Here is a 23321-nt window from a genome sequence, read left to right as displayed (position 1 = left end):
GATTTGAATCAAAACTCTAAAATGAAGATCTTAGTGACACCGGAGCTTATGAGCTCACCGGTGGCGCATTTCTTTTTAGAGATGGGAGTAGAGTTAGAGCAAAAATACACTGAAGGTCACAATTATCTTTTTGCTATCAATAACGCCTGCCCGGAAGTGACTCATCTTCCACGACTACAAACTAAGGCCGACCTGGATGCAAAATTTTTGACTCATGTGAGAAGTTACATCAGTGAAGGATTGTTTGCGACAGAGGCCGGTAAAAAACTTCTAACATCGTATTTTACTGAAGCAGTCGACTTCGACCTTGTTGACCGTTATTCAAAAGATTTAAAGAACATTTACTCGGTGAAGATTCACGAATATCTCAACGTGGGATACTTTGTGGATTCAATCGTGGTTGAAGCCTATAAGGCGAAATTTGATATCAATGCACTTCGCGATTATATGCATACGGCGCTTAAGTTTGCTTTCAAGAAAGTTGAAGCAGGCCAGGAGAGAATGCCGATTGATCTTTCTTACTCTCACAACGGGGAAGCTTTTACTGTTCAAATTTCAATGGAAGTGGAGTTCTTTGGTGGAAAGGGTGAGTTTAAAGATGTCTTAGATCTTCTGACTAAAGATACAAACTATTTCGATGTGACGTACTTTGATAAGAAAAAGAAACTGACTCTTTCGATGCTGATGTTTAAAGACAAGAGCTTTAAAGGAATGAAGTCATACTTCTTTACTGAAGTGGCCAAAAAAGCCTCTAGTTCTGAAGTTGCAGAATCGCCGGCCGAACTCCATCCAGGGCTTGTACCTCAGAAGCCTGTTCGTTATGAAGCACCTAAGGGTGGAAATGAGCAGTCGAAGAAGCTGGCCATTGCCAGAAAGTTTGCTATTTTCATTAAAAACTACCGCAACAATGAAGAACGTCCAAAGCCACTTGAAAAACTTGAGCTTATTGACGTGGAATACTATTTATCATTTTATCCGAAGCAAGAAGCAGTTAAAGAAGTTGATGATGAAGTTAAGAGTTTTGTTTTCCGCTTGATTAAAGATGACCAACTCTTTAGCGGAATTACAGATTACGTTCAAAAGATTGCCAACACAAAACTCGATCCACAGGTTCAGGAGATCCAAAGAATTATTGCAGAAAAATCTCTATGTGATATTGAAGAAATCCTGATGATTCACGGGAAAGGAAGTGAGAAAGAAGGCGACGACCGAGTCAAAGGTTGGGTTGATACTTCTGACAATGAAGCTATCAGGGTGTCTGGAAGAGACGTCGCTGTCGCCAACAATGAGAAGTGGGAAGTTAAACGCTCTCAAATCAATGAAAAGATCCAGGATGAAGTCATCCGTATCAACTCTGAAGGACGCAATGTCATTCAGGAAGATATTATCCGTGTTGTTGCTAAGGAACTTAATGTTAAAGAAAACGATATTAAGACTGTTGTCAGTGGCATTGTTGAAGAAGCTGTCTCTTCTGAGCTTGTAAAAAACCAGAAACTGGAAGAAGCTTTCGCGCTCAAAATCTTAGGGAATCAGACACCAGACGAAGTCAGAGAAAAGCTTGAATCTCAAATCGCCAGAATGAAAAAAGTTCTCGAGCAGATGAAAAATGAAATCATCCGACTCCAGAATGAGAAAACCCTCCAGGGTATCGAAGGCAATCTGGCAACACCTTCTCAGGAGAATCCAGAACTAGGGAGGTTGAAATCAGCGCTCGGTAAAGCTGTTGAAGTGGCCAAGGCAAAAGATAAGATCATTGAAAAACATAAGGCCGACGCCGAAATCAATCTTCGCGCTAAAGACATGAAGATCGCCGCACTTGAAGACCGAATTGTTGAGATCAAATCGGAATTTGCCCGTAGCCGTGAATTTGCCAGTGAAGAAAAGCTTCAGATCCTGCAAGCGGAAAATAAGAGCTTGAAGGGCAGACTTGAGCTGGCCAATAAAAAGGTCAATATCATCAATGAAAATATTGAAAATCGCGAAAGCGAAACGACAGAAAAGCACGAAAGAGAAATTGAGAGCTTGCGTTCAAATATGCAGATGGCCCAATCGGTAATCGAGCGCTTCAAGCAAGATAAGCTGGAAATGGAAGCTCGCTTCCAAGAGGAGCGCGAAGCAAACCGCAAACTCAAAGAAGAAAACTCGGCAGCAGGTTCAAGCTCAGCAATGAAGTCCGAGCTTGCCGAACGAGAGGCCCAGATTGCCATCCTACAGAGTGAAAGAAAGTCTTCTGAGGATAAGTACAAGCTTCTATCTATCGAGCTTAAAAAGACTGAGCAGAAGCTTAAATACGTCACGAGCCAGCTGGAATCGTCTAATAAGAAGGGCGGAGCAGGCCAAAAGAGTGCCGATGCCTACGCAAAACAGCTCGAGCTGGCCAACTCTCGCCTAGGTGAAGCAAACAACGAAGTGGCCGAAAAACGTAAGGAAATCGTTAAACTTAAACAAGAAAATACGTTAATGAGCTCAAAAATCGCCGAACTAGAGAAAAAACTCGGCGTTACCAAAAAAGCTTCATAATTTTTTCATTTTTCACTTGTCAGGTATTTTATTTTTGAGTAAAAATAGTGTCTCAAAACGATGCCCTGCTGGTGAAATTGGCAGACACGCTAGACTTAGGATCTAGTGCGCAAGCGTGGGGGTTCAAGTCCCTCGCAGGGCACCATTTGAAAATAGATTAAAAAATAGCCCATCTCGAATGGGTTTTTTTGTGCCTAAAATTCAAACTCTTCCTTATCTCTACTTAAAATTTTGTCCAATCGTGCGAAAGATAGCATCAGCTACAATCTCATTGCCTTTATTGTTGAGATGGCAGCAATCATCGATATAAACCGTCTCTTTAAACGGCTTAAACACCATTGCCAGGTCATGGACCCCAAGTGCCGGAGCTTCTTTTCTCAAGGCCAGAAAGTCCGTCACACTGTTGGCAAATATGCCATTAATGGCCGTTACTTCTTCTTCGGAGCTCAATGTTTTTGAACCTGGATTGTATTGGCTTGGTTGAATAAAAAAGAACCCGGGCTTATTGTGAAGTTTTAAAACTGCCTGTTGCATCTGAGTGTATTTTTTCCAATTGCCGACAAGGATTTGCTGAATTTCTTCGGCAGAGTTTGTGCGGTTATAGAAAGAAGTCTTGGGTTCGGAAAGGTCTTGGGATTCTTTATAGACATCTTTTAGAAGAATGTTGCGATAGAGAATCATAATGGCACTCTTACTCAAAATGGGATGCATCCTGATTGCTTCAGCTTTTTCTTTTTGTTCAAAGACGTCACTGATTCTACCATTCGATTCATCATCGTATAGAAATTCACTGAAAGTCGGATAGTTCATCGGATAAGCGCCACTGGTTCTTGACCATACTTCATTCCATCCATCGAGCTGGATAACCATGTCGATATCTTCAATGAAATAAGAAAGGGCTATGAATTGCTGAGGCTGCTTGTAGCCGGGAATAGCGAGATTCATAAAACGAATATATTTGTTTTTGAGAGCAGGGACATATTCTTTCAGTTTATTAGTCAGTCGCTCATTGGCCACGATATGGCGGACGAAGTGATCTGCGACAGAGCCACCAAGAATAGCGATGACAAAAGTATTATTGTCCTTTGCCAGTGGGTAATCATCGCTGGAACTAAAGCCATAATTGTTCCCATATTTTGTCACATATCCAAAAAAAGGTGAGCGCTTAAAATTGCCGTACCAATCTTTAATGCGTTTGTATTCGGCCGGGTTTTCTTGCTGATAGGTTTGGTGAAGAAGATCGCGTCTGTAGTTGTGTACATAAAATTGACTGGCGAGCTCTAGTGAAGCAGTGACGACAAAGATGATGAATAAAATGTATCCAATCCACGACAATATTTTCTTTTTCATAAATAAAATTAAAGCATGGCGACTTTTTCTCTACAAGTTTGATGTTATACTTTGTGAATAAATATTTTAAGGAGAAGTCATGATTCCTGTGAGCGTAAATTTTTTCGCGGTCATTGCCTCTAGTGTTTTGTCATTAGTCCTAGGATTTCTCTGGATGAGTAAGCTCTTTGGAGTTCCTTACAGTAAATATATGTACGGGGTTAAAGACCAAGGAAGTGTGACTAAAAAACAACAGATGACATCTTTTAGCATTTATATTCTGGTGTCTTTAATTACGGCCTACGTCTTTGGACTGATGGTCTTTTTTACAAAGTCTTTAAGTGATGGCTCACTAGAAGTAGGAGTGTTGGCAACACTTTTGGTGTGGGCCGGATTTTTCCTTCCTTTCGCTGTTAACAAGGCAGTGTGGCAGTTTAAAAATTGGATTGTTGTGACGATTGACGCAAGTTTTGAGTTAGTAAGGCTGATGATGATGCTTTTCATTTTTTGGTACTGGAATTAAACTTCTCCTAATATCTAATTGGGGGAGAATATGGTTAAAGAGTTTTTTTCATTTCTTAAAGCTTACGGAGTTATTGGTCTTGCTATCGCTGTCATCATCGGTGGGAAACTTAATGAACTTATTGGAAGCCTGGTCAACGACTTGATGATGCCGCTTATTTTTAAGCCGGCGCTTAAAGCTGCTAATGTTGCAAATATCAGAGAACTTCAGTATGAAGGAATTTTCTACGGCAAAGTGATTGGCTCTGCTGCTGATTTCTTTATTGTGGCGCTGGTGGTGTTTCTGATCGCCAAATTTGTTCTCAGAGAAGAAACTGTCACAAAAAAGTAATTCTTAGTTTGGACGTTTCAGCCATCCACGGCGGTACACCCAGATAAAGATCCCTACTGAAATAGCGAGCATACTTCCTAAAACCAGGAAGTATCCGCTTTCATGGTGAAGCTCCGGCATATTATCGAAATTCATCCCGTAAACACCCGCTAAGAAATTAAGCGGCAAGAAAAAAATCGAAAATACGGTCAGGACGCGCATAACTTCATTGGTCTTTTGGGCCGAAAGTGAGATGTGCAAATTGAGAAGGCCGGTGACATTTTCTAAAACGTCTTCCGTATAAAAGAGATTGCGCTCAATGCTCTCGCGCAATCCTTGAAAATCCCTCCAGACAAAATCCGGTCTGCTTTGTAGAGAGGCGAGAATATCGAGAGAGAATTTTAATACTTTTCTAATGGCCGAAGCTTTTCTTTTTAAAAAGTAGCCTTCGCGGACAATGTTTTCACTTTTACTTGTTTCAAAAATACTCTCTTCAAAAATCTCCACTCTATTTTCCAGAGCAGAGAGTGGGGCATCGAATGTCATCATTGAAGAAGTGATGATTCTTTTAATCACATCTTTTAGTGTATAATTTTTTTCCACAGCTTCAAGACGAAGCTCTTCCAGAAATGGGTGATCCAGTCGGTGGATGCTTATAAGTGAATCATTGCTTATGATCAGGGTTATTTTAGTCGTCAAATCTTGAATGTTAGCGGCATCGGTCTTTGAATGATCGATCGTTCGCAGATATATGACAGCGGCAGACTCAAGTAATTCATACTTAGGCAGATGTTCTGGGTCAAGGGCGTTTATCAGTACGCGGTTAGGTATACTTAACTCCTGTGACAAATGATTCAAATCGCTTTTCTTAGGAGTCGTTAGATCAACCCAACGAATGTTTTGTAACTGTGTCTCAAACTTCTTCATAATTTATTCTTAAAATGATCAGGGAATGCAAAATTTAAGGTTTTCCTAAATTGACCAATAACCTACCTTACTATCATAATCAGAATCTATGGAACACACTAGTATTTTAGACATTAAATCAGATCCCGTTTACCAAGAACTTTTGACAAACTACCCGGAAGTTTCTCCAGAAGCAGTAGAGACGATCCTTCAGTTTCACAAAGTTTCATCTCTCATTAACATGAGACGAGAAGCCACTCTGTCTGAGTTTGGTCTTACTCCTGGACGCTTTCAGCTCCTCATGCTTTTAAAGAGACAAGAGCCTGTACACGCTCTTTCTCCCTCTGAGCTGGCGAAGAGAACAGGTGTCACAAGAGGAACGATGACTCAATTCATTGATGCTATCGAAAAAGATGGTTTTGTGAAAAGAGTTGAAGATCCGAAAGACAGAAGAGGTATGTTGGTTGAGTTAACCCAGGTTGGTGAAGACAAGCTGAAACAAGTATTGCCAATTCACATTGCGCGTATGGAGCATTATACGCGTGTTCTTAACAGTGAAGAGCGCAAGATGATGATTCAGATTATGACCAAGATGGTTAGCACATTCGACGCCGTAGCTCACGATGAACAAACCATCAAGCATCAAGCTTAAGAATTATTCGATAACGATCTGGCCGTCTTGAACAACAAGGTATCCAGAAACCGCGTCGCCATCTTTCAGGCTACATGAAGCGTCTACGAATTCAGTAGTAGATGCTTCAGATTCGCTTAGTGGGCATACCATGCTTGCTCTGTAATCAGTATAGTTGATCTTAAATGAGCAATCGAACATGTTCTGGTCGATGCGAACTTTTTTGTATTCAGTTACTGTTCCAATAAATTGTGCTTCTGGATTACACGCTAGTGCAGCCCCTGCGCTAAATAAAAAACCAATAGCTAAAACTAAGTTCTTCATACTTCACTCCCAATTAAAAATACTAATGACAGCCTTGTAGCAGGGTCTTGGGCCAGCTTCAAGTTAAGATTCGGTTGTGTGTAGAAACCACCCTTGGCTAAGGCCTGGATATCTCCCATTGAGCTTTCCTTTTTTAAGTCTTTTATTAAGTAAAATTCTACTTTGAATATAGACGGTTTTTATTGATAGTTTTGTAGTCTATCCAATTATAATTAAATCTTTTTTAGTGGTGTTGTTGTGGTGATATTAGCAACTGGCAAAAAGATCCTTTTGACACTTTTTTAGACACGTTTTGACATCAGTGTTTAAAATATAGTCAGGCTTTCTCCTAGACAGGAACTTGATGTCGAGGACTTAAGGTTGTTTTAAACTTGGCACCGGAAGTGCTTTAGATAAGGACAGAATCAGGTTTACGAAAAAACCAAAAACGATCACAACACAGGAGTATTTATGAAGAAGTTTTTAGCAGTAACAGCACTTTTAACTCTTACGACAACATCAGCTTTTGCTGCAACAACAGGTTCATTACTACTTCAAGGTGTAGTGGCCCAAAAGGTAGCGATCGTTGTAACTCCAGTTGCAGTAGCATCAGCTCTTGATCTTGCGACAACTCAATCAGATCTAAAAGTAGCTACAGTTAATGAGCAATCGAACTCAAAAACTGGTTACAAGGTAACAATCACTTCTGCAAACTTAGGGAAACTTAAGAGAACAGACGGTGCTGAAGTTTTCTCATACACACTTAAGTATGCTGGATCATTAGTAGGTCTTTCAACGGCAGCAGGTTCAACTTTCACAAACTCTTCAGCTGCAGCTGTTAACGTGAACAAAGACCTGAACATTTCATACACAGGTGTTGCTGCTGAATCAATGGTAGAAGGTACATACGCTGATACAGTTACTTTCAACATCGCTGCGAACTAATTTTAAAAAAATAAAAAAGGCCCGCTCATGGATGGCGGGCCTTTTTTTGCCCAAAATTAAGGAAGATGAAGACAATTATTTCCACTCTGCTATTCACACTTCTTTTTTCTTTCTCTGCTTTCTCGGCAGTGACAGGGTCATCTCTTTTACAGGGAAAAGTTTCATCGAGAGTTTCGATTGAAGTATTTCCTGAAGCCGTTGCAACAGGTCTGGATCTTTCGACAACTCAAACCGATTTAAAAGTTGCGAGCTATAGAGAAAAATCAAACGCGATTTTGTCTGGATACCGAGTGACAATAACTAGTGCGAACCTGGGAAAACTTAAACGTACTGATGGAGCAGAGGTTTTTCCTTACTCGCTTAAGTATGATGGGACGGCCTTGAATCTTTCGACTTCAGCTGGAACGACTTACGAGCGCTGGCATATTTTTTATGTGAATATTCTTCGCAACCTGACGATTTCCTACACCGGAAAACCGGCCGAACAGATGGTGGCAGGTACCTATACAGACACAATTACCTTTGAAATTGCAGCTAGATAGATAAGTTTCATAATACCCGCTAAAGCTAGTCAGGTATTGTGCCGATAAGTCTCATATGAAGACTTGTTTAGCATTCGTTGTTTTTTCTCTTTCCTCTTTGGCCTTGGCCGATGGAAGTGCAAGATTAGTACTAAGGGCCTATGTCCCTCCTGCGATTAATACGACCATAAACCAAACTCAGCTTAGTTCCTCAAAAAGTTTAGTGACATTTACCAGTCAAATGAATTCCAGGTATTTAAGCAACGAACAGAAGTTTGAAGTTGAAGGCCTTGATCAGTCTGGTTTAGAGGCAAACTTGAAGAAAATAACTGGTAGTGACCGCAGTATTCAGTACGAACTTCTAGTGAAACACTTAAAGGATACTATGCCTGTCCACAAACCTATTTTCCTGAAAATATCTGCAAATTAGTTTTGTAGTAATTCCATTTAACCGCTAAAATTAAAGGAACTTTTAAAAGGCGGTTTCAAGGAATGAAGCGCAACATTTTATTCATCCTCACAAGTTTACTGATCTCATTAAATGCTCATGCATTTAAGTTTTCTCCAATGTCGACATCAATCGGCGTAAAAGAAAAAACAAACTCAACTTTATTTTATCTGGAAAATGACTCTGACCAGCCGATTGCAGTTACCGCATCAGTCATGAAAAGAGAGATGAGTGTTGAAGGTGTTGAGACCAACAAAAAAATCGACAATGAAATTACAGTTTATCCTACACAGTTAATCATTCCACCAAACGAAAAGCGTTCAGTGAAAGTGACGTGGGTTGGAAAGACAGCTCCTGTCAAAGAAGAAGCTTACCGCTTGATTGCAGAACAGCTTCCAATTGAACTTGATAAAAATAAAAAACAAAAGGCCAGTATTAAAGTTCTGCTTCGTTATGTAGCGGCCCTTTATGTTGAACCGGAAGGACTTTCTTCTGATGTTTCCTTAAAAAAAATGGAAGTGGATGAGAAGAAGGTTTCATTAACCATGAGTAATGCAGGTAAAAAGCATCAAGTGCTTTCGAACCTGGTCATCAAGTTTAACGGTAAAAAAGATATCACGGTTGAAGGCGAAGATCTAAAAGGCATGATCGGAGAAAATGTACTGGCTGAAAGCGAGCGCATTTTTCATTTCCAGAAAAGCGGTAAGTTCAAAGATGTTCAGTCCACAGATAAGGTGAAAATTAGTTTTGATAAAGATTAATTTTAAACCCATTTTTATATCGACTCTGGTTCTGTTAGGTCCGCTCTATAGAGCAGAGGCCCAGTCTCAATCACAGTCTACAGACGAACTTTTTAAAAAAGTTTTTGGGAAAGCGAGCGAAGAAAAAAAGACTCCGGTTGATGTATCGCTGGGAGATTTTTTCATTGGAGAAGTTTCGGTCACCCTTCAGGGGGATAAAATTATTTCTATCTCTGGTGGAGAGTTAAGAAAACTTCTGATTGATAAAATCCGCGAAGACAAAATTATGAAGTATCCGGTCAATGATGGTGATGTGAGTCCGGATAGACTGCCTTTTAAAGTGCAGTACCATCCGTCAGAGTTAAGACTTTCTGTTCAGATTCCTCCGGAGGATTTGCGCCCGACAGATGCCAACGTCTACGATGATTTAATTCCTTATTATTCGCGCAAGGCGATTGAGCCAGCACCTTTTTCGCTGGGATTAAATTATAAACTCGAGCAGACTTTCAACCATAACACCGGTCAGTCGGATTCATTTACAGCGCAAACTGATGCGTTTATGAACATCCAGAAAGTGGCCTTAGAAAACCGCATGACTTATCTTTCAACGAGAGATCGTCAGTGGGGAAGACAAGGCTCAAAAGCTATTTTCGATCGTCCTAACCGTATGCAAAGAATTGAAGCGGGAGACGTAAGTTACCCTATTATCGGGTATCAGCAGGCGTATTCTCTTGGGGGTCTTTCTTTTTACCGCGACTTTTCATTGAATCCTTATCGCGTTGTAACACCCACTTCTTCTTTTGAATTTCAAGTCGACAGCCGTTCATTGGTAAAAACTTATGTGAATAATATTTTACTTAAGTCTGAATACATGAGTGCCGGCCGTTACTCGGTAAAAGATATTCCACTAAACAACGGGCTCAACCGCATCGTAGTAGAAGTAACAGATGAATTTGGAGTCACCAAGTCTTTTACTTTTAATGAATCAGGTTCTCTGGATTTATTAGCAAAAGGTGTCAGTCGATATGCGCTAGCGACAGGGTATCCATCTTCGGAAGTTGATGGGAATTTAAAATATAACGAAGACAATGGCGCTTTTGTGTCAGGTTTTTACCAGCACGGTCTTTATAAACACTGGAGCGTCTCTGCTTATGCTCAGGGTAATAAAAAATATAAAATGCTGGGGACTAACCATATTCTGTCTTCTGCCTATGGTAACTGGTCATTTGATTTGGCCGGAACAAAAAATGACTTCAATAACGGTTATGTCACTCAGGCCACTTATCAGCTCAACTTATTCGGGGCCTACTGGTATGACTCTCATACTCTAACGACTAAGGTTGAATACCGCTCGCCATTTTTTAATGAAGCCGGTGAGAATTTTAAAAATCGTTTTGATGTCACCGCCACAGCTTCTTATAGTGTACCGCTTTTTGAGCGTTTCAATGTGGCGTTAGGAGGAAGTTATCAAAATCCAACTCTGGCCGAAAATGCACGATTGGCCTTTAACGGTAGTTTAACAACTAAGATTTTCGAATCGAGCTCACTGACGGCCTATGCCGGAAGAAGCAGAGATGAGTTCAAAACATGGTCTAATCAAATTTATTTTTTCTTTAACATGACGTTTGGCGAGAGTTCGACATTTGCCTCGGCCTTTTATGAAAAAGAGTCACAGACAAAACGCTTAACGGTTATCAGAGATACCGGGAAAAAATACAACGATCTTAAAGTTTCAGCTTCTGCTGATGACAATAACTCTTCTAAGAATGCATCTCTTGATCTGCAATACAACACGGTTCTGGCCGATGTCGGAGCGAGACAAGAGGTGCTGAAAAATAATGGTCAATCAGAAGGCTACAAAACCAGCGTGCGTCTTTTAAGTGCATTTGCATTTGTTCACAATGGTGATGATTCTGCCTTCTCAATTGCCAGACCTATTTCAAACAGTTTCGTTATTTTTAAACCAAATAAAGAATGGAGTGGACAGAAGTTTGGAGTTCAGACTGCCGGCGGAGTTAATGACACGACGACAGGGCTTTTTGGCGAGTCTCTGGTTTCAAGCTTAGCACCTTACCAATACCGCAGACTTCAACTTGACCCAAGCAACCTGGACCCGGGGTATATTCTAGGACAAGAGAGTTTTGTGGTTTATCCAAGAAGAGACAGCGGACATTTATTTGTCATTGGAAAAGCTGGACTTCTGGTTTTAAAGGGAAGAATTGTTGATCAGAAGAAAAATCCTTTGGCGCTTAAAGTTGGATTTTTCACTTCGGCACAAACACAAAAGAGCACGCCATTTTTTACTGACCGTGAAGGAGAGTTTTTTATCGAAGGAGTTGAGCCAGGTTTAGGAACCATTCAGCTTGATGATAATAATTTTTCACCAGCACAGATTGATATGACAGGGAAGAAGCAGGGAATGGTGGATACCGGTGACATTATTCTGCCGGATGGAGGAAGCGAGTTATGAAAATGAAATCAATAGCGGCCTTACTCTTTGCCTTGAGCTTCTTTCCAGTGAGCAATGCTTTTGCAGATTGTGATTACAATTTAACTGTCCCGACATTTTCTTATGGAGTTGGGGACACTAACCCAATCGTTTCCGGGACTGTTCAGGTCAGCAGAGGGCAGGGTGGTAATAGTTCAAACTGTAATAATTTCTTTCTCGCTTTTACCAAAGGCTGGGCGGGAAACTACAACCGTCGCGGATACAATATTACGACTTGGGTCGGTTATTTGTATTACAACTTTTATAAAAATAATAACGCCACAGGGGTATTGAAAGAGCCAAGTGATATCTCTTCTACCAATGAAGTTATCTTTGATACACTTTCAAAAGGCTCATCAAAAAACCTGAATTATTATTTTTCACTTGCACCAATTGATGCCAGTTCTCCTCCGAGTGCCGGGACTTATTACGATGTCGTCCAGGTTCAGCTTTATTCGGGGACATATACAAATATTGTTTCTTATGAAGGCTATCGCGACCTTTATGTTTATTTGAATGTCGCCAAGTTTATTTCATTATCAATGGTCGACACTGGCGGAACTTATGATGGCAACCAGACTTCAAAAACACTGGATTTTGGAGAACTAGAGCAAGGTGAGCAATTGGGGTTTGATGTCCGCATCGTCAGTAACTCTGGTTATATCTTAAAAGTGTCTTCAAGCAACAACGGACTTTTAAAGCGCATCGGTGGGACGGGAGTGAAATCGCAAATCGGCTATGATTTCTATGCCAATAACTCTATTAAGACTTTAACCTCTTCGGCATCTTCTCCGGTCACTATCGCCAGCGGCACAGGAAAAACTCCTTCAGGGGGCGCTCTGGTGCCTATTAAGGTCGCTATTAAGACAGTCGACGATAAAGACCCGGGAACCTATCAGGATTACGTCACCTTATCCGTTATCAGCAATGACTAGTCGCTATAGAGGCTGATTTCCTCTTTTTAGAACGCCTAAAATTGTCTAGAATAGAAGGCGTCTCTCTAAGAAGGAATTTATGTCTAAAAAAATCTGTTTAACTGGGGTCAAACCAACGGGGATGCCTCACCTGGGAAATTACATCGGAGCTATCAAGCCAGCTATTGAGATGGCGAATTCTGGTGAATACGACTCATACTATTTCATCGCTGACTACCATTCACTCATCGGCGTTCACGATGCAAAACTTTTAAGAAACTATATTTATGAAGTGGCCGCCACATGGCTGGCCATGGGACTTGATCCAAAAAAAGTTACTCTTTATAAACAAAGTGATATTCCGGAAATCCTGGAACTAAACTGGATTGTGAACTGTTTTACCAGCAAAGGCTTAATGAACAGGGCTCACGCCTATAAGGCCATGGTCCAGGCCAACGAGGAAGAACAACGCGATAAAGATGCTGGTGTGAACATGGGGCTATTTTCTTATCCTGTGCTCATGGCCTGCGATATTATGATTTTAAATGCGGATGTTGTTCCTGTTGGAGCAGATCAGCTTCAGCACATTGAGATTGCCCGCGATATCGCGCACTCATTTAACAGCAATTATGTTCCAGGTTATGAAAAGATTAGAAAAAATCTGGATCACGAAAAAAATACGAAGTCGCTTGCTGAGTTCATTAGAACTAATGAAAAAACAAAAGACGTCGCTTTCTTAAATCCACCCAAGGCCATCGTTGCAGAAGGAAATAAGCTGCTGGCAGGTCTTGATGGAAGAAAGATGAGCAAAAGTTATAACAATCACATCCCACTTTTTTCAACGGAAAAAGAGCTACAAAAACTTATCAACAGAATCACTACGGACTCAAGTGGGCCGACTGAACCCAAGAACCCGGATGATTCTCTGATTTTTGATTTCTATCAGACATTTGCGACTAAAGAGCAAACTGAAGACCTGAGAGCAAGATACCTGCGTGGTATTGGATGGGGAGAAGCAAAGGCTGATCTTTTAAATGTACTTAACAACACTTTGAAAGGACCTCGCGATATTTATAATGAACTGATGGCCGATACAAAGAAGATCGATGCAATTCTGGAAGAAGCAGCAGAGAGAGTTCGTCCACAGGCCCGTGAACTTGTCCGAAATATTAAAAACACAATTGGTGTTAATTAAGGAATGTTGGCCCTATGAAATTGCTAGGATGGTTTTTACTTTTGTCATTATCACAAGCGCATGCTCAACAAGTGATTGAGAGTGCACCTTTAAGTATCACGGAAGAAGGAACGAGAAAGATCATTGAGCGCGCTGACGGCGATAAAGACGCTAAGCCAGCTGAAATTCCTCATGGTGTTGAAGTGGTGGCTCCTCCGGCGGCAGAGGCCCTGGTCATTCCAAATGATGACGTTGTTAATCCACCAGTTGAGAAAAAAACTGCTAAATCAAAAAAGAAATCAAAGCTGATTTCGAAGGAAGCTAATAAAGACGAAGCTAAAACAGTTGAGCCATCAGAAGCGATTCCTGCGATTGCACCGATTGAGTCAGCTCCAGTTGTTAATAAAGAAGCCCCTGCCAACCCAATAGATGGGCAGCTAAAGCTTGGCCCATCAACAGAAACACCTCCAACAGCTGCCCCTGTCGTTAAAGACGGTGAGATCAGACTTGATGATAATAAAAAAGCACCAACTTTTGAAAATGATGTGATTGCTATTGCAATTTATGACAACACATTAAGACGCTATTTACAGTTCTCATTCGGTTACTTGAATTCTAACTACGAAAAGTTTCACCCGTCTTTAGATAATGGGTCAATGCTGACATCATTTCGTTTTGTTGGTGACATGACGACAAAGATTCAGACAGGATTTGCTGTTGAGATTATCAGCGATAGAAGCAATCAGAATATCCCGGATGTTATCCGTGCACTTCAATACCGCTTGTTTGCCGATTACCACGAGCCCCTTTTCCAAAAGGGCGCAGTTAAAACTGACTGGACTGGAAGTTTAGCCTTCTCGATTGGAGACTACGGAGTGAGAAGACGCTACCTGAATTCTCAAGGGCAGGAGTTGAGCACTAAGATTAAGGAAGGGACTCTTGTTGGGCTTATTCCAGGGGTTGGAATGAGAATTTATTTAGTCGGGAAGTCGAGTTTTGACTTAATGATCGAATACCATTTATATTTCGGAAAACCCCAGACTTACATCGGTGGATTGGCCTTTAACCCACGATTAAGCTTCGAATTCTAATCTTTTTTACACATTGGGCTAGTCGTATCGTTATTAATAACGTATGAAGTCTTTAACATTTAACGTTTCTCCCTTCGATGTTGCTTTTTTTGCGTCTAGTGGTTCAGGTTTCATTTCAAGCAATTAAGATCGGTGGAACCACATTCAGACGAGGTATTAAGTGACATTTCAAGAATTGCCACTACGTGAATCATTAATTAGAGCGATCACGGAGAGGGGCTATGTAGAGCCAACAGAAATCCAGGCTCAAGCTATTCCAGCACTTGCAACAACAGAAACAGACTTTGTAGGACAAGCGCAAACAGGTACAGGTAAAACTGCTGCCTTCTCACTTCCACTATTAAATAAGATCGACTTCACTAACCGTGATGTTCAAGCACTAATCTTAACTCCAACACGCGAGTTAGCTAACCAGATTACTGAAGAAATCAAAAAATTCTCTACGTACGAAAAAGTAAAAACACTTGCTGTTTACGGTGGTGTTTCTCTTGAAGGACAAATCAGAGGATTAAGAAAAGACCGTCCACAAATCGTAGTAGGAACTCCAGGACGCGTTCTGGATCTTATCGACCGTGGTGTTTTAATTCTAGATAACGCAAAATACGCTGTTTTAGATGAAGCAGATGAAATGCTAGATATGGGATTCATCGACGACGTAAAACAAATTCTTTCTAACCTTGGTGAAGAAAGAAAAACTTGGATGTTCTCGGCAACTATGCCAGCTCCAATTCTTTCTCTAATCAAGACTTACCTAAAAGATCCTCTTGTTGTTAAAGTTCAAAAGAAAACTTTATCTAACGAGTCTATCGAGCAAAAGCACTATGTCGTTCGCCACAACAATATGAGCGAAGCTATCTGCAGAATCCTTGATTCTCTAGAAGACTACTACGGAATGATTTTCTGCCGTACAAAAGTAGATGCTAAAACTCTTGCTGACGAACTAAACGCTCGTGGGTATCCATCAGATTCACTTCACGGTGACATGTCACAACAACAACGTGACATTACAATGAAGAACTTCAAACTTAAAAAGATCAACATGCTGGTTTGTACAGACGTTGCCGCTCGCGGAATTGACGTAGACAACCTTACTCACGTCATTAACTTCGGTCTTCCACAAGACATCGAATCTTACGTTCACCGTATCGGCCGTACAGGACGCGCGGGGATGAAAGGGGTGGCGATCACTCTAGTTGAACCATCAGAAAGATACAGACTTCGCATGGTAGAAAACAATACGAAAGCTCGTATTGTTCAGGCCACTCTTCCAACACCAGCTGAGTTAAAGGAAGTAATGGTTAGAAAGGAGCTTAAGAAGTTTGATAGCGTTATCGAAAACCTTGATAAACTTTCTGCAGATGCTGTCTTTACAGAAAAATTCAATGATCTTTCAAAAGAAGATTTATTGAAGGTTATGTACAACCATATCTTCAAATCTCAAATCTCTCGTTACGATCATTCTCCTTCTCTTGAAATCCAGGAAAGACGTCCTGAAAACAGAGACCGTCAAAACCGTGAGTTCAATGACAGAGGAAATGATAGAGGCAACGACAGAGGAAGCAGAGACCAGGGACGTCCAAACCACTCTGGCAACATGAGATTCTTCGTTAACATCGGTAAAGACCACGGCCTGACTCTTAAATCACTACTGGGATCAATCTCAGATATGGTTAAAGTAGAAGAGCGCCTGATCAGAAACGTAGACATGAAAGAAACATTTTCTTTCTTAGAAGTTCCTGAGCAATATGGTGAAGTTTTATTAAAAGTTAACACTCCGATGATCATCGACCGCACTGTGCGTTTCGAGCTTACTCGCTCGGCACCAATGAGCCGTCCACACTTCGGTGGTGGAGACCGCGATCGTCGTCCAAGTTTCAGAAGTGGAAGCAACCACAGAAATGGAGACAGAAACGGTAACAGATCTGAAAGATCCTTCCGTTCTTAATCTTTTCTACTTATAATAAAGGCATCTAATTTATAGCGCTCCCTTATGGGGGCGCTTTTTATTTTCCCTGAGGCCTTTATGTCTAACAAAAAAACGTTGATCTTTACAGGTGGGGGCTCTGGCGGCCATGTTATGCCGGCGCTGACTATTATTAAAAAAATCAATGAAGATGCTCGTTACGATGTTCACTATATCGGTGGTATTGCCAGCATCGAACGCGAACTGGTTCAGGATTACAAGCTTACTTATCATCCCATCCGCACCGGAAAACTAAGACGCTATCTTTCTATGGAAAATATGAAAGATATTATCCGCGTGTTTTTAGGGTTAGTGGATTCTTTTAAACTGCTTTGGAAATTTGATAGAAAAAATACTTTAATTTTTTCAACTGGTGGATTCGTTTCTGTACCGGTGGTTTTGGCCGCAAGACTTCAAGGGAAAAAATCTTTTATTCACGAGCAAACGAGCCGCGTAGGTTTGGCCAATAAAATCTGTTCAATCTTCGCCAACCGTGTGTTCATTAGTTTTGAAGATTCATATAAATACTTCGATGAAAACAAAACCTACTTCTCTGGTTATCCGCTAAGAGAAGAGTGTTACACCGATGAGATCAAGCCGATAAAAATCAACGGCAGAGTGATCAATGAAACTTCAAAGCCGATTATGTTTGTTACTGGTGGTGGAAATGGAGCTCAGTTAATCAATAAGCTTATTGAAAAGAATTTCGCTTTTTTAACTGAGAAATATCTGATTGTTCACCAGACAGGGAAGGCCTTCTTTAATGACTACAGCACAAAGCTAAAGCACCCTGACTACATCGCAGTTCCTTTTATCGGAACAGAGATGATTGACCTCTTTAAACTGGCCACAGTGACTATTTCCCGCTCTGGAGCTGGGACGGTGTGCGAATTGATCGCAGTCGGAAAAAAATCGATTTATATTCCTTTGAAGATCGCTCAAAAGAACGAGCAGTTCTTTAATGCCTTAGAGGCCCATAAAAAACTTGGGTCTATCATTATTGAAGAAAAAGAACTGACGGATGCGAGCTTTCTTCAGGCGTTATCGGATATTGGTGATCGCAATCCAATGACGAAAGTGCAGAAGCAAAATGGGCTTCAGTTTTTAGTCGAAGAAATCGAAAAAGCTTTTTAGCCGATTCTTAAAATATACCCACGCGATTTAATCGTGCGGATGTATTTAGAAAAAGGCATCAATTTCTTTCTAAGATTAGAAAGGTGAGTATCAATGTTCTGGTTTTGAACGTGGATGTTCGGCCAAAGAAGGTTCGTGATGTACTCACGAGAGAAAACCTTATTTGGGTTTTTTGCCAAAAGGTGGATAAGTTTGAATTCAATTGGCGTAAGCTGGATTTTTTCTTCTCCAATTTCTGCCATTTGCATTTCACAGTGAAGTTTAAAGCCATCAAAGGCAATGATTTCTGATTCATTCGCCTGAGCTTGCTTCGTGTTGATCTTATTCTTAATACGCGCTACCAGCTCTCTTAGAGAGACAGGCTTAACGATAAAATCGTCTGCACCAAGGTTGAGACCTTTAATGATTGATTCTTCTGAAGGGTCACCACTTAAGAAAATAACAGGAAGGTCTGGATGAGATGTTTTAAATTTTTCATAGAGTTCAAATCCATTCATCGTCGGCATATGCAGATCGAGAAGGATAAGATCTGTTTCGGTTTTTCCAAGGAAACTTAGAAGGTCTACTGGATTCTGGATGAGTTCAAGATTGAATGTTGGTGATAATAATTCGTTATAACTTTTTAAGTTATCTTTCACATCGTCCACGATCGTTACGTGCATTTTTCTCTCCATAAATATCCCTGTTGCTCCTCTTAGTATAAGTTTACAACAATTCCTTTTAAATAAGCTTAGACGAAATTGCTCAGATCTTGAGATAAGATTTATATCTATATGTTTTTATTGTGTCAAGTAGGATTGTTTATAGGTGTTTTCTATCAAAAATGGCGCAGTTTTGGGGCGCCCTTGGGGTAAGGGCGCGATAATATTATGTATTCCAAAACTACTGGCCAAGTAAACCCTTAGTTAGACCTTCGTCTAGAGGGTTAATAAACCACATATTCAGGATGGCATGAGAGAAAGCAGCATCGCCGGCCTTTGGGAAGCTTTTCCCAGCAAGTGTTAGCACTACACCGTCAGGAAGGAAGGTAAAGACCATTCTTTCGCCTTTTTTAATGTCGGTGAAGTTGTTGTTGAAAGCTTCAAAGGTAGGGAGCATGTTTTTGTATGTTTCTTTATTAGCGCCTTCAAAAGCTTCTTTATAAGTTTTTTTAAGATCTTTTGCATCTACGTCACGGACAAATTGCATAGTGATTTGTTTCGGCTCATTTGTCCCCAGGAATGCCCCAGAGTTTGAAGTTTTTGCTGTCAGGTAAAGGGCCCCGTAATAAACTTTGATTTTTAAGAATGTCGCTTTTCTGATTCCCACTCCGTTAAGCACTAATTCTTTTCCTGCAACAGTGACTTTGTCGTCAAAGGCAATTGAGTCAACAGTCACGGCGTGAGCGCTTACAGAAAACAGGGTTACTAGTCCTAGAACTAAACTTCTCATTTCAACTTTCCTTGTTAGAGTTTCTTAAACAATTCTGCTTCACTCACAAGGGCATTGTAAAGTTTGGAAAAAGGCAAAAAAAAGGCCTGCGATTTACGCAGGCCTTTGTGATCTTTTGTTAAAAAAAGAAACTATCCTCTAACAACAGAGCGCTTGTTTTGAGCAAGTTCTTTCTTTCTGATGCGGATTGAAGTTGGAGTGACTTCTACCCATTCATCGTTGTCGATCCAGTCTAGTGCCCATTCAAGAGTTCTTGGAGCGATAGGTGGAAGAGTGATGTTTTCGTCTTTACCAGCAGTACGAACTGAAGATAAGTGCTTTTCACGAACAGCATTTACGTTTGTATCGTTTGGACGAGTGTGTTCACCGATAACTTGTCCTTCGTATGTTGGTTCCCCTGGAACTACGAATTGTCTACCAACACTTAGAAGGTTAAATAGTGCATACGGAGTCATTTTTCCAAGACGGTCAGAGATGATCGCACCGTTTTGACGAGCCAGCATTTCTCCGACGAATGGACGGTATCCCAGGAATTCAGAAGACATTAAACCAGCACCTCTTGTGTCTGTTAAGAACACACCACGGTAACCAATTAATCCTCTTGAAGGAATGATGAACTCAACTCTTGTTCTATCTTCTCCAAGTGGCATCATGTTTTCCATGATCCCTTTTCTGATAGATAGTTTTTCAGTGATTGGACCAGTTGCATCTGAAGGAATATCTAGAACGACTTTTTCAAATGGCTCTAATTTAGTTCCATCTTCAGCAGTTTGGAAAAGAACTTGAGGACGACCAACCATGAACTCGAATCCCTTACGACGAAGTTCTTCGAATACGATTGCTAGCTGAAGTTCACCTCTCCCTTTCAGGATGTAAACTTTCGGGTCGTCAGTTGGTTCATATTGAAGAGCAACGTTTGTTCTAACAGAGTCTTCCAGGAACTCTTCTAGCTTTCTTGACGTTAGGTATTCACCTTCTTGTCCTGATAGAGGAGAAGTTGATACTGATACCTGAACCCCTACAGTTGGTGGTTCAACAGTAATACGTGGAAGTGGCTCGATCTTAGTTGTCGAAACAACAGTGTCACCAATTTTCGCGTTAGTGATACCTGCGATTGTAACGATTTCACCTGCGCGAGCTTCATCAACATCGATGTTTCTTAGAGCTGAGAACTCTTGAATCGCTGTGATTTTGTATGACTTGTTTTTTCCTTCGATATCACAAAGAGTGTAGTTACCGTTTTTCTTGATAACTCCTCTTTGAATTCTTCCGATAACTAAAGGTCCCAGGTAGTTTGAGTATCCAAGGTTCGTTACTAGAAGCTGAAGGTCTTCACCTTGAGCAACTTGTGGTTCTGGATAGAAATCAGAAACCATGAAGTCTAGGATAGGGTGAACGTCAGTTCTAACGACTTTTGGATCGTGAGTTGCCCATCCAGATCTCGCAGAAGCGTAAAGGATAGGTACATCTAGATCGAAATCAGTGATATTTAATTGATCTGCCATTTCCAGGAAAAGGTTTTCAATATCATTTTTAACTTCTTCAATTCTTTCATCTGGTCTGTCGATTTTGTTGATAACAACAGAAATCTTAATTCCTCTCTCCATCGCTTTTTGAAGAACGAAGCGAGTTTGAGGAAGTGGCCCTTCTGAAGCATCTACCAGAAGTAGAACCCCATCAACCATCATAAGTGATCTTTCAACTTCTCCACCGAAGTCGGCGTGGCCCGGAGTATCCAGAAGGTTGATTTTTGTGTCTTTCCAGATGAAAGCACAGTTTTTTGCTGTAATTGTGATCCCGCGTTCCTTTTCGATATCGCCTGAGTCCATTACACGTTCAGCAACTTGTTCGCGCTCATCAAACGTATTTGATTGCTTCAAAAGACAATCAACCATTGTTGTTTTACCGTGGTCAACGTGAGCTACGACGGCAATGTTTTTTAGTTTTGAGTAATTCTTAGACATAGAAGGCTAATCCTTGGTTTATGGCATGGTCAAAATTTATAATGAATTTTGGGAGACTTTAGCATAAGATGGCCCCTATAGCGAGAACACAATGATACAGGCCAAAAATTTATCCAAACATTTCGGTGCACAAGAGTTATTCAGTAATGTCAGTTTTCAATTAGGACCAAGAGAAAGAGTCGGTCTGGTTGGAAGAAATGGCTCGGGTAAGTCGACGCTTTTTAAACTAATTCTCGGAGAGTTATCTGCTGACGGGGGAGAAATCTCTATCCCAAAAGGCTATAGACTAGGTGCCCTTGAACAACATATTCACTTTACTAAACCGACTGTTTTAGAAGAATGCATACAGGTTTTAAACCCGGAGGACTTTAAAGAACACGAAGCCGAGAAAATTCTTTTTGGTCTGGGATTCACTGAAACTGACCTCGCCCGCGATCCCAAAAGTTTTTCAGGCGGTTATCAAATCAGGATCAACCTGACGAAGGTTCTGTTGCAGTCTCCAGATCTATTGCTTCTGGATGAGCCTACCAACTACCTCGATATCGTCAGTATGAGATGGCTCAAGAGTTTTTTAAAGAATTTCCCTGGGGAAATCATGCTCATTACTCACGACCGCGAGTTCATGGATGATGTTGTGACCCACACGATGGGGCTTCACCGCCAGCAATTAAAGAAAATCAAAGGCGACACCGCGAAATTTTATGAACAGATTCTTCAAGACGAAGAAATGTACGAAAAGACGCGCGAAAATTTAGATAAAAAGCGCAAAGAAATGGAAGCTTTTATCGAAAGATTTAAAGCAAAAGCTTCTAAGGCCGCTCAGGCTCAATCCAGAGTGAAAGCTCTAGAGAAAATGAGCTCGATGGACAAGCTTGCGGATGTTGATTCGCTGGGCTTTAAGTTCCGTTTTGTGGAATGCCCGGGGAAGCAAATCGCCGAGGTGAAACATTTAAGTTTTCACTACGAAGGAAAAGAAGAAAATCTATTCCATAACTTGAGTTTTCCGATTAACCGCGAAGACAGAATCGGGATCATCGGGAAAAACGGGAAAGGAAAGTCGACATTGTTAAATGTCATCGGTGGCTCCTTAACTCCGGTCACTGGAAAAGTGAGTTTTCACCCGTCAGCGCAGATTGGTCATTTTGGTCAAACAAACATCAATCGTCTGAACATGGAAAATACGATTGCCGAAGAAATTCAGCAGGAAAATAACGATCTTTCAATTTCAAGTGTCCGCAATATTTGTGGGACGATGATGTTTGAAGGGGATCTGGCAAAAAAGAAAATTAAAGTTCTTTCCGGAGGGGAAAGGGCCCGCGTTTTACTGGGGAAAATCCTGGCAAAACCGGCAAATCTTCTGCTTCTGGATGAGCCTACCAACCACTTGGATATGGAATCGATTGAGTCTTTAACCGAAGAGATCGGAAACTTTCCTGGTGCAGTTGTGATCGTTACCCACAGTGAGATCATGCTTAAAAACCTGGCGACTAAACTGGTTATTTTTCACAATGGGAACGCAGAGTTTTTTAACGGAACATACGATGATTTCTTAGAAAAAATCGGATGGGAAAGTGAAGAGACAAAACCAAAAGTCGAAACGAAAAAGCTTTCTGAAAAAGAGATTAAACAAAAAAGGGCCGAGCTAACGATTGAGCGAGCTAAACAAACGAAGCCGATCAAAGAAGAGATTGAACGCCTGGAAAGTGAAATCACTAAGAATGAAGACCTGCTAAAACGCATCAACGGCGAGCTGGAAAAGGCCACAATCTCCAATGATACGGCCAAGTTGACTGACTACGCCCACGCAGTTGGAAAGCTTAACCACATGATTGATGAGCTCTTTGAAAAACTCACCAATTCCAATGAGAGTCTGGAATTTATCCAGGCCAAATACGATAAAGAGTTAGAGGCCTTGTCGTAACGCGCGTAGCGTAAGGCCCCCTAAACTTACATTACACAGAGCGCATCGAGAGTTTTTCTCATGAGC

At 41.0% G+C, this 23321-nt stretch carries 21 protein-coding genes and 1 tRNA gene; 16 read left to right on the top strand and 6 right to left on the bottom strand.

Annotation, left to right across the window (positions count from 1 at the left end; genetic code table 11):
- Nucleotides 1-21: 21 nt before the first annotated feature.
- The gene (locus ACN20O_RS05400; protein WP_491637939.1) at nucleotides 22-2520 is read left to right on the top strand and encodes a hypothetical protein; all 2499 of its coding nucleotides are present in this window, start codon (nucleotides 22-24) and stop codon (nucleotides 2518-2520) included.
- A 62-nt stretch (nucleotides 2521-2582) separates the two neighbouring features.
- Nucleotides 2583-2665: transfer RNA gene (locus tag ACN20O_RS05395), tRNA-Leu, on the top strand.
- Nucleotides 2666-2739: 74 nt separating this feature from the next.
- Here ACN20O_RS05395 and ACN20O_RS05390 read toward each other — a convergent pair.
- Nucleotides 2740-3870, bottom strand: coding sequence for a hypothetical protein (locus ACN20O_RS05390; protein ID WP_491637937.1), 1131 nt, complete (start codon nucleotides 3868-3870; stop codon nucleotides 2740-2742).
- 154 nt (nucleotides 3871-4024) lie between these two features.
- Here ACN20O_RS05390 and ACN20O_RS05385 point away from each other — a divergent pair, with 154 nt between their 5' ends.
- Both ACN20O_RS05385 and ACN20O_RS05380 read left to right on the top strand, forming a co-directional pair.
- Nucleotides 4025-4372, top strand: a complete 348-nt coding sequence (locus ACN20O_RS05385; RefSeq protein ID WP_491637935.1) for a DUF1761 domain-containing protein — start codon at nucleotides 4025-4027, stop codon at nucleotides 4370-4372.
- A 30-nt stretch (nucleotides 4373-4402) separates the two neighbouring features.
- Nucleotides 4403-4702 carry an MscL family protein gene (locus ACN20O_RS05380; protein ID WP_491637933.1) on the top strand — a complete coding sequence of 100 codons (300 nt, stop codon included), beginning with the start codon at nucleotides 4403-4405 and terminating at the stop codon, nucleotides 4700-4702.
- 3 nt (nucleotides 4703-4705) lie between these two features.
- On the opposite strand, the gene ACN20O_RS05375 is transcribed toward ACN20O_RS05380, so the two are convergent.
- Entirely contained in the window at nucleotides 4706-5608 is a 903-nt protein-coding gene (locus tag ACN20O_RS05375) for a CorA family divalent cation transporter (RefSeq protein ID WP_491637931.1), read from the bottom strand.
- Nucleotides 5609-5696: 88 nt separating this feature from the next.
- Here ACN20O_RS05375 and ACN20O_RS05370 point away from each other — a divergent pair, with 88 nt between their 5' ends.
- Nucleotides 5697-6239, top strand: coding sequence for a MarR family winged helix-turn-helix transcriptional regulator (locus ACN20O_RS05370; RefSeq protein ID WP_491637929.1), 543 nt, complete (start codon nucleotides 5697-5699; stop codon nucleotides 6237-6239).
- A 3-nt stretch (nucleotides 6240-6242) separates the two neighbouring features.
- On the opposite strand, the gene ACN20O_RS05365 is transcribed toward ACN20O_RS05370, so the two are convergent.
- Complete coding sequence (locus ACN20O_RS05365; protein WP_491637927.1) at nucleotides 6243-6542, bottom strand: hypothetical protein; 300 nt, start codon at nucleotides 6540-6542, stop codon at nucleotides 6243-6245.
- A gap of 450 nt (nucleotides 6543-6992) precedes the next feature.
- On the opposite strand from ACN20O_RS05365, the gene ACN20O_RS05360 reads away from it, so the two are divergent.
- From ACN20O_RS05360 to ACN20O_RS05315, 10 genes are all read left to right on the top strand, one after another.
- Nucleotides 6993-7466, top strand: coding sequence for a fimbrial protein (locus tag ACN20O_RS05360; protein ID WP_491637925.1), 474 nt, complete (start codon nucleotides 6993-6995; stop codon nucleotides 7464-7466).
- 65 nt (nucleotides 7467-7531) lie between these two features.
- Nucleotides 7532-8008 (top strand): fimbrial protein, encoded by a 477-nt coding sequence (locus ACN20O_RS05355; protein WP_491637923.1) that lies wholly within the window; start codon nucleotides 7532-7534, stop codon nucleotides 8006-8008.
- 55 nt (nucleotides 8009-8063) lie between these two features.
- Nucleotides 8064-8417 carry a hypothetical protein gene (locus ACN20O_RS05350; RefSeq protein WP_491637921.1) on the top strand — a complete coding sequence of 118 codons (354 nt, stop codon included), beginning with the start codon at nucleotides 8064-8066 and terminating at the stop codon, nucleotides 8415-8417.
- Between the two features lie 62 nt (nucleotides 8418-8479).
- The gene (locus tag ACN20O_RS05345; RefSeq protein ID WP_491637919.1) at nucleotides 8480-9196 is read left to right on the top strand and encodes a fimbrial biogenesis chaperone; all 717 of its coding nucleotides are present in this window, start codon (nucleotides 8480-8482) and stop codon (nucleotides 9194-9196) included.
- Nucleotides 9183-11645 carry a fimbria/pilus outer membrane usher protein gene (locus ACN20O_RS05340; RefSeq protein ID WP_491637917.1) on the top strand — a complete coding sequence of 821 codons (2463 nt, stop codon included), beginning with the start codon at nucleotides 9183-9185 and terminating at the stop codon, nucleotides 11643-11645. The genes ACN20O_RS05345 and ACN20O_RS05340 overlap by 14 nt, the downstream gene beginning before the upstream one ends.
- Nucleotides 11642-12598 (top strand): spore coat protein U domain-containing protein, encoded by a 957-nt coding sequence (locus ACN20O_RS05335; RefSeq protein WP_491637916.1) that lies wholly within the window; start codon nucleotides 11642-11644, stop codon nucleotides 12596-12598. Before ACN20O_RS05340 ends, ACN20O_RS05335 begins: the two co-directional genes overlap by 4 nt.
- A 79-nt stretch (nucleotides 12599-12677) precedes the next feature.
- Nucleotides 12678-13772, top strand: coding sequence for a tryptophan--tRNA ligase (trpS, locus tag ACN20O_RS05330; protein ID WP_491637914.1), 1095 nt, complete (start codon nucleotides 12678-12680; stop codon nucleotides 13770-13772).
- 14 nt (nucleotides 13773-13786) lie between these two features.
- Complete coding sequence (locus tag ACN20O_RS05325) at nucleotides 13787-14842, top strand: hypothetical protein (RefSeq protein WP_491637912.1); 1056 nt, start codon at nucleotides 13787-13789, stop codon at nucleotides 14840-14842.
- A gap of 160 nt (nucleotides 14843-15002) precedes the next feature.
- Complete coding sequence (locus ACN20O_RS05320) at nucleotides 15003-16787, top strand: DEAD/DEAH box helicase (protein WP_491637910.1); 1785 nt, start codon at nucleotides 15003-15005, stop codon at nucleotides 16785-16787.
- Nucleotides 16788-16865: 78 nt separating this feature from the next.
- Nucleotides 16866-17939, top strand: a complete 1074-nt coding sequence (locus ACN20O_RS05315) for a UDP-N-acetylglucosamine--N-acetylmuramyl-(pentapeptide) pyrophosphoryl-undecaprenol N-acetylglucosamine transferase (protein ID WP_491637908.1) — start codon at nucleotides 16866-16868, stop codon at nucleotides 17937-17939.
- Here the strand turns inward: ACN20O_RS05315 and ACN20O_RS05310 are convergent.
- The 3 genes from ACN20O_RS05310 to typA form a co-directional block, all read right to left on the bottom strand.
- On the bottom strand, nucleotides 17936-18601 hold the full coding sequence (locus ACN20O_RS05310) for a response regulator transcription factor (RefSeq protein WP_158649726.1): 666 nt from the start codon (nucleotides 18599-18601) through the stop codon (nucleotides 17936-17938). The two genes, ACN20O_RS05315 and ACN20O_RS05310, sit on opposite strands and share 4 nt — an antisense overlap.
- Before the next feature lie 220 nt (nucleotides 18602-18821).
- Nucleotides 18822-19370 carry a chalcone isomerase family protein gene (locus ACN20O_RS05305; protein WP_491637905.1) on the bottom strand — a complete coding sequence of 183 codons (549 nt, stop codon included), beginning with the start codon at nucleotides 19368-19370 and terminating at the stop codon, nucleotides 18822-18824.
- A gap of 131 nt (nucleotides 19371-19501) precedes the next feature.
- Nucleotides 19502-21334: a translational GTPase TypA gene (gene typA, locus ACN20O_RS05300; RefSeq protein ID WP_491637903.1), complete on the bottom strand. Its 1833-nt coding sequence runs from the start codon at nucleotides 21332-21334 to the stop codon at nucleotides 19502-19504.
- Nucleotides 21335-21425: 91 nt separating this feature from the next.
- Here typA and ACN20O_RS05295 point away from each other — a divergent pair, with 91 nt between their 5' ends.
- A complete protein-coding gene (locus tag ACN20O_RS05295; RefSeq protein ID WP_491637901.1) occupies nucleotides 21426-23255 on the top strand; it encodes an ATP-binding cassette domain-containing protein in 1830 nt (609 codons plus the stop codon).
- Nucleotides 23256-23321: the final 66 nt, after the last annotated feature.

This window comes from Bacteriovorax sp. As-1 (assembly GCF_058446905.1).
The sequence above is the reverse complement of the archived record's forward strand: the minus strand, read 5'-3'. Positions and strand labels throughout refer to the sequence as shown.

Excerpts from the sequence above, each read along its gene's own strand:
- trpS (WP_491637914.1), top strand. The coding sequence starts at position 12,678 with ATGTCTAAAAAAATCTGTTTAACTGGGGTCAAACCAACGGGGATGCCT.
- ACN20O_RS05365 (WP_491637927.1), bottom strand. The coding sequence starts at position 6,542 with ATGAAGAACTTAGTTTTAGCTATTGGTTTTTTATTTAGCGCAGGGGCT.
- ACN20O_RS05385 (WP_491637935.1), top strand. The coding sequence starts at position 4,025 with ATGAGTAAGCTCTTTGGAGTTCCTTACAGTAAATATATGTACGGGGTT.
- ACN20O_RS05305 (WP_491637905.1), bottom strand. The coding sequence starts at position 19,370 with ATGAGAAGTTTAGTTCTAGGACTAGTAACCCTGTTTTCTGTAAGCGCT.
- ACN20O_RS05325 (WP_491637912.1), top strand. The coding sequence starts at position 13,787 with ATGAAATTGCTAGGATGGTTTTTACTTTTGTCATTATCACAAGCGCAT.
- ACN20O_RS05400 (WP_491637939.1), top strand. The coding sequence starts at position 22 with ATGAAGATCTTAGTGACACCGGAGCTTATGAGCTCACCGGTGGCGCAT.
- ACN20O_RS05355 (WP_491637923.1), top strand. The coding sequence starts at position 7,532 with ATGAAGACAATTATTTCCACTCTGCTATTCACACTTCTTTTTTCTTTC.
- ACN20O_RS05380 (WP_491637933.1), top strand. The coding sequence starts at position 4,403 with ATGGTTAAAGAGTTTTTTTCATTTCTTAAAGCTTACGGAGTTATTGGT.
- ACN20O_RS05360 (WP_491637925.1), top strand. The coding sequence starts at position 6,993 with ATGAAGAAGTTTTTAGCAGTAACAGCACTTTTAACTCTTACGACAACA.
- ACN20O_RS05375 (WP_491637931.1), bottom strand. The coding sequence starts at position 5,608 with ATGAAGAAGTTTGAGACACAGTTACAAAACATTCGTTGGGTTGATCTA.
- ACN20O_RS05350 (WP_491637921.1), top strand. The coding sequence starts at position 8,064 with ATGAAGACTTGTTTAGCATTCGTTGTTTTTTCTCTTTCCTCTTTGGCC.
- ACN20O_RS05295 (WP_491637901.1), top strand. The coding sequence starts at position 21,426 with ATGATACAGGCCAAAAATTTATCCAAACATTTCGGTGCACAAGAGTTA.
- ACN20O_RS05315 (WP_491637908.1), top strand. The coding sequence starts at position 16,866 with ATGTCTAACAAAAAAACGTTGATCTTTACAGGTGGGGGCTCTGGCGGC.
- ACN20O_RS05310 (WP_158649726.1), bottom strand. The coding sequence starts at position 18,601 with ATGCACGTAACGATCGTGGACGATGTGAAAGATAACTTAAAAAGTTAT.
- ACN20O_RS05335 (WP_491637916.1), top strand. The coding sequence starts at position 11,642 with ATGAAAATGAAATCAATAGCGGCCTTACTCTTTGCCTTGAGCTTCTTT.
- ACN20O_RS05370 (WP_491637929.1), top strand. The coding sequence starts at position 5,697 with ATGGAACACACTAGTATTTTAGACATTAAATCAGATCCCGTTTACCAA.
- typA (WP_491637903.1), bottom strand. The coding sequence starts at position 21,334 with ATGTCTAAGAATTACTCAAAACTAAAAAACATTGCCGTCGTAGCTCAC.
- ACN20O_RS05345 (WP_491637919.1), top strand. The coding sequence starts at position 8,480 with ATGAAGCGCAACATTTTATTCATCCTCACAAGTTTACTGATCTCATTA.
- ACN20O_RS05390 (WP_491637937.1), bottom strand. The coding sequence starts at position 3,870 with ATGAAAAAGAAAATATTGTCGTGGATTGGATACATTTTATTCATCATC.